We start from the raw sequence: 12,364 nt of genomic DNA, 5'->3' as shown, positions 1-12,364 counted from the left end.
CGGGCCAGATGCTCCACTCGTCGCATCGGCACCATCGTCCAGGCCATCCACACCCTCATGACCTGCACGTATTCAGGATGAAAGAGGTTCACTGATGCCCGCCCTGTGGTTTACGCCCCCGCCCGCTTTGAAGCAGGACCAGTTGCGCGCTGCGACGGCCTGACCAGTGCTTGGCGACGGGCCCGGCAGGATTACAGCGTGGTTCCGCCGTCGATGGTGATGCTGGCCCCCGTCACGTAACGCGACTCCTCGCCGGCCAGGTATGAGATGAGAGCGGCAATCTCTTCCGGAGCTCCGACACGCTTGAGGGGGCTGGACTCAGCCAGCATATCGACGAAATCAGCGTTGATGTCTGTCTTCGTCGGGCCGGGCTGGATGTTGTTGACCGTGATCCGGCGGGGTGCCAGGTCGAGCGCGGCGCCCCTGACCAGGCCCACCAAAGCTGCCTTGGTCATCTGGTAGACGCTGGTACCCGGCGTGCGCGTGCTGATTGCGGCGTTACTGCCGATGGTAATGATTCGCGCACCGTCCAGCACATGCGGCAGCGTCGCCTGGATCGAAAGGAAAACCGCTCGCACGTTGATGGCAAGCAATGCGTCGAGCTCTTCGAGGGTAACCGTGTCGACGGTGCCCATCCGGAAGATTCCGGCATTGACCACAACGGCACTGATGGCGCCGAAGCGGCTCACGGCCTGTTCCACTGCACCTCGCACAGCTTCCGCGTCAGCGCTGTCCGCCTGGATAGCCAGGGCCCGGCCGCCGTCCCGCTCCAGGGAGTCGACGAGCTCCTTTGCCTTGTCGGCCCGGGAAGCGTAGGTGAAGGCGACGTCATAGCCATCGGCTACCAGGCGAGTGACCGCGGCTGCACCGATACCCCGGGAGCCACCGAATACGAGAGCCGTCTTGCGGGCTTCCCCGGTTATGTCAGACATTCACTTGCTCCTACTTAATTTCTCAATCATTACGTGATTTGTTCGGGCCGCCGATCGGGCGGTTGATCCGCGGCCCGCGAGGCACTGGACCTCCGTGCCATGGTCGAAACGCTGCATCTGTACCGCCTGGCGCCGATCGCAACAGGCTGAGACTGGTGCCGGCCATGGCGTTTGCGCAGGCTCTTACCGCAGCTGACGGAAAGTCTGCCGAACGTCGCTGACGAGGGCTTCGGGGTTCTCGTAGTGGACGAAGTGGCCGCCCTTGTGGTGGGCGTTGACGAAGACGGGGTTGAAAAAGCCGCGAGTGGGCCCGTGCTCGAAAGCCGCGATGCGCTCCTCGGTAGTGCGCACGCCGGGCGGGTAGACGTCGCCGAGCAGGAAGGTGAAGCCCGCCGGAGGCTCTACGGTCGGCTGCCGGTCGTGCACCGGCAACCACGGGTACCGGACCGCGTTGCGGTACATGCGGATGGAGGAACCGATCGACTGCGTGACCCAGAACGCGGTCGCCTGGGTGAGGATGAAGTCGCGGGAGAACGCCTCGTCGAAGTCGCCGTTCTTGTCGCTCCACTTCTTCCACCGCTGCAGCAGCCAGGCGAGAAGGGCAACCGGGGAGTCGTTGAGGCCGTGGGTGAGGGTCTGACCGTCGAGCATGTGGACCGCGACGTGGGAGGCGTAGGTGGAGTGCATCTTCATGATGTCCGCGCGCAGCTCAGGTGAGGCGTCGTCGGGGATCGGCGCTCCGCCGGTGAGGTCCCAGAAGCGGTCGTGCTGGAACATCCCCGGGGGAAGATCGTGGCCGTAGTGCAGGCCGATGATGTACTCGCCGTACTTGTGGCCCAGCGCGCTGTTGACCAGGGCGCCGTAGTCGCTCCCCACGGACCCGTACGTGCGGTAGCCGAGAACATCGGTCATCAGGGTGTTGAGGATGTCGGCGATCTTCCAGTAGTTCAGGTCGCCGCCGACCGGAGTGGACCAGGTGAAGCCGGGGAGTGTCGGCACGATGACGTCGAACGCGTCGGCCGGGTCGCCCCCGTGGGCGGCGGGATCGGTCAGTGGGTCGATGACGGGGTAGCTGAACTCCCCGGGCCACGGCCAGCCGTGCAGGACCAGCAGCGGAGTCGGGTTCGGGCCCTTGCCGGCCTTGCGGATGAAGTGGACGGGGGTCCCGTCGATCTCCACCTTGTACTGGTCGTAGGAGTTCAGTCGCTTCTCCGCCGCACGCCAGTCGAACCCGTCCGCCCAGTACTCGACCAGCGGCTTCACGTATGCCGTACTCAGGCCGTAGTACTCGTCCTCGTTGTCGAGGTCCTCCGCGAAGCGGGTGGCCCGCAACCGCGCCTTGAGGTCGTCCAGTACGTCCTGCGCCACATCGATCGTGAACGGCTCCGGGGAAGTGTCCGCGCTGCTGTCAGTCATGGTCCACTGCTTTCTTGCGAGGGTGGTGAAACCGTTGCGACACTCGGCGATCCCAAGCGGACCACCCGGTCATGTTCGACCATACAGCCATCCGGACCAGGTGGTCATGTTAGCCGCCTCACAAGCGGACCCTACGGTCAGCTTTCAGGTAGAATCGAAGCGGGTCGGGCGTGGCGCGGGGTGCGCGGGCGTCGCCGGCGGTCGCACCGGCGATCACCCCTTGGGTCCTGCGGGGCCAGATGCAGTCCTGAGAAGGAGGCGCAATGACACACTCGGTGACGAAGCCGATGCGTAGTGATGCGGTACGAAGCAGGAAGCTCCTGTTGGAAGCGGCAGCCGCAGCATTCGCCGAGCAAGGCGTTGAGGTGTCGATCTCGGAGATCGCCGAGCGGGCCGGGATCGGCAAAGGGACTGTCTTCCGGCACTTCAGTACGAAAGAAGATCTCCTGGCGGCAGTCGTCTCCGCGAACCAGACCCTTCTCGTCACGATCGGCGAGAGGCTTGCGCGCACCGCCGCTCCAGCCGACGCGCTGCTGGAGTTCATGGCCGCCGCCATTGAGCTCCAGGTCAGGGATCGCGCCTTTTGTCAGGTAGCGCACGGGGAAGCCCGTGACCACCCTGACGTACGCAACGGCCTCGCGGCGCTCACCGTAGTCACCGCCACCCTGACGGACCGCGCCCGCGCACACGGCGCCATCCGTCAGGACATCACCGGGCAAGACGTCATGCTCCTCATGAGCGGAATCTTCCAGACCGCGTCCCCCTTGTTGCCGACCCAACCGCAGCTGTGGCGCCGTTACCTACGCCTCGTCTTCGACGGAATGCAAGCTGACACCCCCGCACTGCCAGGCCCCCCGGCCGCCCCCCAAAGCAGCTGGCAACAGGCCGAGCTAGCGGGTAGCCCGATAACCGGCTGACCTCCGAAGAAGGACCCACCAGCTCGTGCATCGGTGTTGACGGCGGTTGGCGTCGTTACTTGTTGATCATTTCGTTCGTAGGGGGGCGGGAGCGGAAGGCCGGCCTCCCGGCTGTCGGACAGGATTCCGGCGACTCAGCGATGCATATCTTCCGGGTGAGCGTGCTGAGCCCCGGGCCCCAAGGACCCTGGGCCTGATCGGCGCCGTGGGCCCGGACCTCGACGCGTTCGCCCAAGAGGTCCCGCTCGGCAGGGTCGGCGACCGGGACGAGGTCGCCGCCGTGACGACTTTCCTCGTCTCCGACGCCTCGAGCTTCGTCAACGGCGCCGGCTGGTTCGTCGACGGAGGCCAGGCCCAGGTGTAAGCACTCGCCCCGGCAGCTCGGCCGAGCGTTGAAGCCGGCCGGACGCATCCATGCACAGCGACACCCCGGAACGTGGGCCCGGGGTCTCGCGCTGTCGCATCACAATCGCGGCCACCACCCCAGCACCAGCGACCAGGACCCGATCCCTGTGGGCTGCTGCCCTGAGCGCCTGCCCGCGCGTTGACCTCGTCGGACAGCCAGGGAAGGCGAATGAGGCGACGATTCCGCTGCTCACTGGGCCGTCCGCGGCATACCCTCTGGTGCGCACGCGGCCAGAACCGGCACACCCTTATCGTCCTGATTCACCTACCACCGCTCCCCAGAGGTCTGGACGGCTTAAGGGGAGCCCGACGCCACAGAAGAGCGCCGCTTCCCGCAACACGACTCGCCATGTCTCCAGTTCCCTACTCGCGTCCGGGAATTGAGCGCGGTAGGACGCTCTACTTTGTCCAGGGCGCGCTAAGCTCGCCGCGCAGCACGATCAGACGCAGACAGAATGGGCACGGAGTTGGGCAGCCAGCTCCGTATACCTCATGGCGTCCAAACCTCACGTGCCTCTCGGACCAGCGCCAGACAGCATGGAGCACACCACCTCTAGAATACTCCTGTCGCGGCGTCCATACTCTGCAACACCGGTCTGCGCAGGAAGACTTCGAACGCCGGACGGGTGTGTCTCTTACCTTCGTGTCATGCAGTATGTATTTGTAGCTGCCAAGAGATGCTGTCGAGGGAAACATGGAGTTGAGCGGACAAGTCCGCCCCTCTCGGCTGGACCTCTGGTCCCCATGCCATGGGTGACTAACGCTCCGCGCCTCGAACGAAGGTGTAGGCCATGGGTTGGACTCCTAGCGATTACCCCGAACCTGGCATCCACTGGGATCTCACCGAGGCGGAGTACCGAGACGCCTGGGGCCTGTACGTCAATCACCGACACTATCGGCTCGCGGACCTTTGCGGCTACGAGGTTGGCAACAAAGCACGATACGCCGCTATCTGGGAGCAGTCACATCTTCCAACGCTTAATCAAGTAAGCGATTACAGGATACCGTTCGAAGGATTTCAAGCGAAGTACGATAGCCTGAAGGAAGAACACTATCTTCCCGTTCGACTCAATGGCTACAACGTCGGCGGTAAGGCATTCTTTGCGGCGATATGGGAAAGAGAAAGATCCCTTCCCTTGGTTTCGGTGCGCCACAATATTGACTACGCCAACCTGTACCAGTACGTCAAAGCCATGCGACTGGAGGGATACACCCTTGTAGATCTCTGTGGATTCACGGGCCCGGATGCGAAAACACTCTGCGCGGCCGTATGGGAAGGCTGGCCGGGATTCGAAGCCTACTGGGACTGGATCCAGCCACAATTCGGCACAAGCTATCAGGGGCTGTTCGATGGACGGGACCATGTGCACTATCGCGCCGCCCGAAACATCGGATTTACCGTTCGAATCGGACCTTCCCACGAAGAAACTCCGGTGTACACGTCGGTTTGGCCCTACTCGGACGGACGCTCGTGGACGGCACGCTATGGAATGGATGCCAGTTCCCTCAAGATAGAAGTCAGCCAGAAGAAGGCGAGTGGATTCCGGCTGGTGTCGTTGGGCGGGTTCGCCCTGGGTAGCGGGACAAATGCCGTTCAGCGCTTCTGCCCGATCTGGGAAAAGCGTGAGGCCGGCACTGTCATCCCGACACTCGTAGCCAAATTCAGAAAATACCATGATGTACCGGGCTTGTCTTTGGCGCTATCCAAGGATGAGAAGCTCGTATATGCGGGGGGCTTCGGCTGGGCAGACAAAGCCCACGCGATGGCGGTGAGCACTTCGAGCCTCTTCCGGATTGCCAGCGTCTCAAAGCCCATCACCGCAGTCGCCATAATGAAGCTGTGCGCGGAGGGACGCCTAGCACCTCAAACCCTGGTTTTCGGCGGGAAGGGAATCCTGGAGGAAATGGGCACCCCCGCGGACCCGAGGATCGAGAAAATCATCGTGCGCAATCTTTTGGAGCACTCAGCTGGCGGCTGGCGCAATGACAGCAACGACCCAATGTTCACAAATCCCCATCTGGATCAGCGCAAGCTCATCGAATGGGTGCTGGCCAACCGGCCTCTGGACTACCTCCCTGGCACGAAGTACCTCTATTCGAACTTTGGATACTGCATACTCGGGCGAATCATCGAAAAAGTGACAGGAAAATCATATGCGAACTATGTGAAAGAGAAGATACTGGCACCATGCGGCATAGGCGATATGGATATAGCGGGGAACACTAACGCGGACCGGCTTCCCAATGAAGTTTTCTACTACGACCAGAACGGAGAAGACCCGTACGGAATGCCGGTGCGCCGCATGGACGCACATGGAGGCTGGCTGGCCACGCCCGTGGACCTGATCGATTTCGCTCTACGGGTGGATCAACTTCCCAAGAAGACCGATCTATTGCCTGCTGACTGGATTTCGTACATGACCGAACCGTCCGGACTCTACGACGACTCCACACCACCAAAACCAGGCAATTACGCCAACGGTTGGCATGTGAACGGCTCAACGTGGTGGCACAACGGAACCCTACCGGGAACCACTTCCATGCTGGCACGGACCAGCGACGGATTCTGCTGGGCCGCCGTGATGAATACTCGATATCGTGAGCCTGACGACAAGGAACCAAAGGACAAGGACACTGCCGTAGCACTCGAAAACCTTATGTGGGAAATCCATGACCAAGTGGACACCTATTAGCCTCGATCTTGCATGAGTGTCCGTCAGCCTGCTGACGGACACTGTCCGCTTGTTGGGGGTAGGGATTTCTGCGGGCAGGCAGTTGGTGGCCCGGCTGTCACGTCAGTCGGCGCAGAGTCTCACAACTCCGGCATGAGGATGATCGTCGGGACTTGCCCTTGCTTGCCGGCCAGCCAGGATTCGGCAGGGCTACCAGTCTTTCGAACGCGCTGGGAATCACGTCGGTCCGGGGCCAATGATGGGCAGGCGGAGGATGCTGCGGCGGGAGGGCATCGCAACTGGGCGGCGGTGAGAGCAGCCGCGGGCGTCTGGGCTCCCACCGGCGGGTGAGCCCGGTCAGCCGGGGCTCAGGCCGCAGCGGGCACTTCAGCACCGCCTGATGGATGGCGTCGGTGATGACCATGCCGATCCAGTAGGCAGCCACCGTCCATGCTAGGTGGGCCAGTTCAGGAGCGCATGGTCCCGCCACCGGAGTCGGTGCGGACCCGTGGGTCATCAAGGTGTTGTTGTTGAGGACGAAGTCGCCAACCAGGTCGGGTGCGAGCGTCACTATGACGAAGGTCTGGTCGGTCGGAGACGTCCAGCCGGTCGATCAGCTGCGCTTCCAGCCGCGCCAGGTCCGCGAAACGGTCCTGGAACCCGGCAAAGCGATCCCGGTACGCGGAGGCGACTTGCGCCTCCGACAGATACGTGGTCGTGGTCCCGTAGCGCCGGGGGTAGCGCAGCCCGATGTCGACCTTGACCGCGTGCGGGGCCATCGGGCTGCGGGGCACAGCGATGAGCAGGAAACCGTGCCCGGGCCTCTTCGGACTCTCCACCTGAATCACGTCGATGACCGGCGTCGGGTGGACCAGCTCGGAGACGATCTGCCGGATCCGGTCCTGTTCGGCGTTGTCCAGAACAACCTCCGGGGCCGCCATGGCCCGTGCCTGATTGTCCTCTGCGACGCCAAGAACCAGGACTCCGCCGGAGGTGTTCGCCAACGCCGCCACATCGCCCGCGAGGTCCCGCTTGGACTTGTCGGAGCGGCCGTAGACCTCCTCCTTGAAGTCGAGGTCGTAAGACTCGGTCACGGCGTTCGTGACCAAAGCGGCGACCTGGGTGTGCGAAACCGCGTCCAGTCGGGCACCGAAGATGCCTTCGAGCCGACGCGAGCGAAGAGCGACCATGACGCCCAATCCTGCCCGAACCGGTCTTACCTGTCACAGGAATTGATCGAGGCATCCCGTGTACGGCGGCCAGCGGAGAGCCGACAATGTGCGGATCATGTCTGAGACCTTCTGGACGGCCGTGTCCGCCATTGCCACATCTGCCGCGCTCTGGGTTATCGCCTGGCAGGCCATCCTCACCCGCAAGGGCATCGACATCCAGGCCGCCGTCGCCTTGGACAGCGCGCGGGCGCGCCTGGACAGCCAAGCCCCGGATGTTGTCGTGCAGTTGGAGGACCCGTGTTGGCCGCCGCTTGCGTGGAGCCACATGGGGATGCCCGTAAGCCCGTGGCCGCACGGATATATCTGGCACTTTCCGGAGAAGGAGCACGAACGAATCGTCCTGCAAGCCGAGGTCATTGTGAGGCACTTCCACAGCGGTCACTTGGAGGTGACCTTTGGCGGGGAGGACAAGGTCGACGACCACGACGGCCGGACCCGCCCCGCCCGGTCCGTCCTCCTGGCGGACGAGGACGGAGAGCACCGGGTCCTGCTGTACAGGGACTTCACTATCAAGGAGCTCGCGGAGAATTACCGGGCTCAGCAGGACGGCCGACCCCTCCCCCACCGTGTGCAGGGCACCATCACGGTGCACGACGGCCGCGACAACGGCGTCACCGACACGTGGTCCCTGGACCTGACCGGCAGCCCGGTGCAGCCTCACGAAAGCCGAGACGGCGCCTGGATCGTCGTGCCCGACCATCTCACCGACGGCAGCGGGCTGCGCGCGCTGGCCTACGAACGGCGGCCCGCACGACGAAGGACGTACTGGATCTCCCGGCAGGACGGTCTGGAACTGCCCGCGCCGCGGTACACCAGCTGAGCCCTGTCCGAGCTCTGGGCTGGGCAAGCCTGCCGCACGGTGAGCTTGCCCAGGATCGGTTGGGCTTGCCCGGCACACGTGACCGGTCACATGTCCGCGCCCGTGACCGGTGACGGGCTGTGTGACCGATCCGTGCAACCCGGGCGTCCGGATCGGCCATCCGGTCAGCAGCCAACTCCCCGGGCCAGCTTCCTGAAGCCGTCGCCGCTGCTTGCGAGCGTGAGCGCGGGCGAGGGCTTCGTCGGGGTTGGGACGTTCCTCCGGGGTGTTCACGTGACTTCTCCTGCGGTCCGACCGGCGCGGGGTGGATGCCGGGCTGCTGGGTGTGCGGCTGCGGGGCCGTCACCGGGGCGGGTTGCGGTCGGGGGCCGTGGGCGAGAGCGCGGCCCCGCTTGCCGTCCTGGAGCATGGCGGCCAGCTTCACGGCGGCCCCGAAGGTCCGGCGGGTCTGCTCCAGCGTGTTGACGCCGGTCTCCGGCTCCAACTCCAGGAGGCGGCCGTTCTTCCGGCCAGAGGGGAACGGCCGCGGGCGCAACCTCGGGGCGGCGGGCACGGCGACGGTGCGCGGCCGGTTACGAGAGCCCAGTCGCTCCGCACGGCGCACCGCGTGGACCCTAGCGGCCAGGCCAGGGCGATGGAGGCGAGCCCGCTCGTACGGCGGGGCAGGCCCGGCTGGTGGGGCTGGCCGCGCAGAACGTAGGAGAGGTGCCGGCGGGCTTCGGCGAGCAGGTGGTGTTCTCCGAACTACGCGTCGGCCCAGCTGTCACCGACCCGGTCGGGGCGGGGCAGCCTCGGGTCGCTGCTGTACCGGCGGGCGCTGGGCGAGGCCGTCGCCACGGCGCTGGCGGTACGCGACGGCGCGCCGTCGACCGGCCCCGCACCCACGTACGCGCAGGTGCTGGCCCTCGTCGACGGGCCCGGCGTCACGTGCCGGTGAGCTTGTCGAGGTCGGGGGCGTAGACGGTCATCCAGTGCGGGTTCAGCCGGTAGTAGACGGCCTCGCGGTTCCAGTCGAAGGCGTCGTCGTCGCCGTAGAAGTCCTTCAAGTAGGCAAGGAGTTCCTGCCAGTCGGCCGTGGTCTCGGCGTCCTCGGGGTTCAGCTCCTCCACCGTGCCGTGGGTGAACACGCCGAGGTCCTCGCCGCGCAGGTGCGCGACGCTGGAGGCCGGACGGGCCGCGAGATGACGGGCCTTGGCGGCGTTGCGCGCCGTTCCGAAGTGCCACCGGCCGTGCAGGAAGTGCCCGTCGGCGCCGCTGATTCGCGGTTCGCTCTTTGCGGTCACCGTGGAGAGGGCGAGCGTGCACATGCCAGTGAGGACCCCGGTGAGCTGCGCCGCCGTGATGGTGCGGCCCTCGACGATCGAGCGGAGGTGTGCGGTCGAGCCGGAGAGGGAGGAGTCGAGGAGGGACTGGAGCTTGTCGAGTTCTTCTGGGGTTTCGCGCATACGTCCATCGTCGGCCGTAAACCCGACACCCTCTGTCGTCATTGATGAAGCAGCGGAGAGGTTGCTCCGCGCATCTGAGTCATCGGTCTGGCCGACGAAGTGGAACGCGCCCAGACCCACCGCGGCGCTTCGCCGACGCACCTCAGTGAACTCCCCGTGCCAAAGCACGCACGCCGCATTTTCCGGACTCACAAAACCATGACACCCACGCCTCACTTAGGGATGTCTCAATAGATCTGCAGGCTCGTCTCACTCTCTGCAGCCTTGCAGGTAACAGCCTTACGAGTCGGTAAGTCCACAGGCCATACTCCGATTGATCATCTTCTCAGTCTCCGCAGCACTGCAGGTCAGAGTGTCGTCATCAAACCCTAAGTCTGCAGTTCGATTGAGACGACATACCCTCAAGCGGTGGCATCCGCCACGGTGCCGAAAAGGTTCAGGACATGTTCGGCGCCGGTGAGGTCCAGAAGCCGTCTCACACCCGCAGCTGGTGCCGCAATCCGCAGGTCCGTGAGCCGGTGAATGCGCAGCAGCAGGTTGAGGAAAGAAGAGTCGGCGAACGTCACGGCGGAGGTGTCCAGGACCAGGACCGCATGATGGCCGGCAGCCTCGGTGAGAGCATCGGCAAGCGGCGCCATGTTCTGAAGGTCGACCTCGCCCTGCGCGGCGACGACCCACGCTTCACCGGCCGCGTACTGCCCGCCGAGCGGACCCCCGGCCGGCTGTCGGACAACACCTTCATCTGTCATGCGCCCCATCGAACCGGTGCGGGCGACCGTACGCAAACAGTGGCGGGATTCCCCCAAGACCTCCTCGACGCCCGGCGCGCCATGTCAACCCTGCACGCCCAGCTCCACGCCCTCCAGGCCCGTCTTCCGTGGTCCCGAGAAGCGCACCCCAGGTGGGAGGAGAAGACGAGCGGGGACGGCAGCGCCCCGGGCGGCCAGCGACGGACGGATGGGAAGCCGCCGACCCCGCGGAATACGACCGGCTATGGGAGGAACTGCGCACCGCGGCTGCCGTCGTGGACTGCCACTCACACTGGGACCGGGGCCAAGAAGCGGGCGCGGGCGACCGCCTGCACCGGCTGGCGGGGCAGCGTGTCCCACAGCCGCGTTGTTACCGCGCGCGTCTTGTGGGCACTTGCGATCGTGGGGGGTGACCGAGAGAAGGGTCCAGACATGCCCCGGTCGGCGCAGGGCGTAACCGTCGTGGCTCTCCTGGCGGATCCTGATGTGCCGACGGAGATCGCGCGGCGCGTGGCCCGGGTACTTCCTGCTCGGCTCGCCGACAGGTCAGTCCGGGGCCGGCGGTTCGACGTCGAGGTGGTCAGCGAGCCTTTCACCGCGGGAACCGAGGACCTGCCCACCGTGATGCGCCGGATCATGGATCGCGGAAGTGCGGAGGACTGGGACATCGTCGTGGCCCTCACCGATCTTCCGCTGCACTCGCACGGACGCAAGATCGTCGTGGATCTGAGTCACGAGCACGGCCTGGCGCTGCTGTCCCTTCCTTCTCTGGGGGGCTTTCGGCTGCAGAGAAGGGCCCGGCGGGCTGTGGAAGAAGCCGTGCTCGGCTTGGCGGATCCACAGGCCACTGCGGCGAAGGAAGACCAGTCGCCCCTGGGGTCTTCTGCCGGGCGGCTCACGCCGATCCAGCCAGATCCGGTCAGTGAGGAGGAGGCCGCGGATCTGCGCTACGTCGTCAGCGGGCCGCGCGGTTACCTGACGGTGCTTGCCGGTATGGTCCGCGCCAACCGTCCGTGGCGACTGGTGCCCGGTCTGAAGAAGGCCCTGGCGGCCGCGCTCACCACGGGGGCCATCGCCACCGTGAACTCCACCGTCTGGAGCCTGGCCCAGGCCCTGAGCGCGCCGCGCCTGGTGATCGCCATGGTCGGGTCTGTGGCGCTCATGATCGGCTGGCTGATCATCGACGCGCAGCTGTGGTACCGGTCAACAGACACGTCGCCGGAGGAGAGGAAGAGGACGGCCCTCTACAACGCCTCGACAGTCCTGACCGTCGCTATCGGGGTGATCGTCTGCTACGTGGGCTTGATGGTCGTCAACTTGCTGTGGGCGCTATTCATCCTCAACGATCAAGTGTTCGCTTCCATGACGCGGACCCCGCTGCACGCGACGGATTACTGGACGTTGTCGTGGTTCGTCGCTTCGGTCGCCACGGTGGGCGGGGCGCTGGGATCGGGTTTGGAGAGTGACGAGGCGATCCGGGCAGCCGCGTTCTCCAAGCGCGAACAGGAACGTCGCCACATGGTGCAGGACGACGAGGGCGACTAGCCGGCGGCCTGGGCTACAGCGCTCGGGTCCGAAGCTTTTGCTGATCGATCGTGCGGGGTTGTTTAGCGTCGGGGGCGGCGGGGACCCGGGCGGCGTGCGGCCGGAATGCCGGGCTCCGCCTGGCGGGTCGGCGGTACACCGTTCCGCCTGAACCGGGTGGACGGTCCACACAGGCAGGAACACCTCGACAACGTCGACGACATCCGGATCCGCCTCGAAGCCCTGGCCGAG

General features: G+C 65.1%; 11 protein-coding genes and 1 pseudogene. 7 read left to right on the top strand and 5 right to left on the bottom strand.

The genetic code is table 11. The features are described from left to right. Positions 1-81: pseudogene (locus tag ABTX78_RS35795) on the top strand (IS5/IS1182 family transposase); the annotation flags it as partial. Between the two features lie 110 nt (positions 82-191). On the opposite strand, the gene ABTX78_RS35790 reads toward ABTX78_RS35795, so the two are convergent. Next, positions 192-932 carry an SDR family NAD(P)-dependent oxidoreductase gene (locus tag ABTX78_RS35790; protein WP_352210932.1) on the bottom strand — a complete coding sequence of 247 codons (741 nt, stop codon included), beginning with the start codon at positions 930-932 and terminating at the stop codon, positions 192-194. 183 nt (positions 933-1,115) lie between these two features. Further along, positions 1,116-2,348 (bottom strand): epoxide hydrolase family protein, encoded by a 1,233-nt coding sequence (locus tag ABTX78_RS35785; RefSeq protein WP_352210931.1) that lies wholly within the window; start codon positions 2,346-2,348, stop codon positions 1,116-1,118. Positions 2,349-2,611: 263 nt separating this feature from the next. Here ABTX78_RS35785 and ABTX78_RS35780 point away from each other — a divergent pair, with 263 nt between their 5' ends. The 3 genes from ABTX78_RS35780 (at position 2,612) to ABTX78_RS35770 (ending at position 6,363) form a co-directional block, all read left to right on the top strand. Continuing rightward, positions 2,612-3,265 (top strand): TetR/AcrR family transcriptional regulator, encoded by a 654-nt coding sequence (locus ABTX78_RS35780; RefSeq protein ID WP_352210930.1) that lies wholly within the window; start codon positions 2,612-2,614, stop codon positions 3,263-3,265. Positions 3,266-3,470: 205 nt separating this feature from the next. Next, on the top strand, positions 3,471-3,629 hold the full coding sequence (locus ABTX78_RS35775; protein WP_352210929.1) for an SDR family oxidoreductase: 159 nt from the start codon (positions 3,471-3,473) through the stop codon (positions 3,627-3,629). 832 nt (positions 3,630-4,461) lie between these two features. Continuing rightward, the gene (locus tag ABTX78_RS35770; RefSeq protein WP_352210928.1) at positions 4,462-6,363 is read left to right on the top strand and encodes a serine hydrolase; all 1,902 of its coding nucleotides are present in this window, start codon (positions 4,462-4,464) and stop codon (positions 6,361-6,363) included. Between the two features lie 446 nt (positions 6,364-6,809). Here the strand turns inward: ABTX78_RS35770 and ABTX78_RS35765 are convergent, their stop codons facing one another. After that, the gene (locus ABTX78_RS35765) at positions 6,810-7,532 is read right to left on the bottom strand and encodes an AlbA family DNA-binding domain-containing protein (protein WP_352210927.1); all 723 of its coding nucleotides are present in this window, start codon (positions 7,530-7,532) and stop codon (positions 6,810-6,812) included. A 121-nt stretch (positions 7,533-7,653) separates the two neighbouring features. Between ABTX78_RS35765 and ABTX78_RS35760 the strand changes: the two genes are divergently transcribed. Further along, complete coding sequence (locus ABTX78_RS35760; protein ID WP_352210926.1) at positions 7,654-8,394, top strand: hypothetical protein; 741 nt, start codon at positions 7,654-7,656, stop codon at positions 8,392-8,394. A gap of 923 nt (positions 8,395-9,317) precedes the next feature. Here ABTX78_RS35760 and ABTX78_RS35755 read toward each other — a convergent pair. Together ABTX78_RS35755 and ABTX78_RS35750 are read right to left on the bottom strand one after the other, a co-directional pair. After that, complete coding sequence (locus ABTX78_RS35755; RefSeq protein ID WP_352210925.1) at positions 9,318-9,839, bottom strand: pyridoxamine 5'-phosphate oxidase family protein; 522 nt, start codon at positions 9,837-9,839, stop codon at positions 9,318-9,320. A gap of 401 nt (positions 9,840-10,240) precedes the next feature. Next, complete coding sequence (locus ABTX78_RS35750; RefSeq protein WP_352210924.1) at positions 10,241-10,624, bottom strand: STAS domain-containing protein; 384 nt, start codon at positions 10,622-10,624, stop codon at positions 10,241-10,243. 92 nt (positions 10,625-10,716) lie between these two features. Here ABTX78_RS35750 and ABTX78_RS36235 point away from each other — a divergent pair, with 92 nt between their 5' ends. Both ABTX78_RS36235 and ABTX78_RS35745 read left to right on the top strand, forming a co-directional pair. Further along, entirely contained in the window at positions 10,717-11,001 is a 285-nt protein-coding gene (locus tag ABTX78_RS36235) for a DUF8825 domain-containing protein (protein ID WP_502994066.1), read from the top strand. Positions 11,002-11,020: 19 nt separating this feature from the next. After that, positions 11,021-12,133, top strand: coding sequence for a hypothetical protein (locus tag ABTX78_RS35745; RefSeq protein ID WP_352210923.1), 1,113 nt, complete (start codon positions 11,021-11,023; stop codon positions 12,131-12,133). The last annotated feature ends 231 nt before the right edge of the window (positions 12,134-12,364 follow it).

This window comes from Streptomyces sp. NPDC096193 (genome assembly GCF_040302905.1).
In the GTDB taxonomy this organism is placed as follows: Bacteria; Actinomycetota; Actinomycetes; order Streptomycetales; family Streptomycetaceae; genus Streptomyces.
This window is presented reverse-complemented; position numbering and strand designations above follow the sequence as displayed.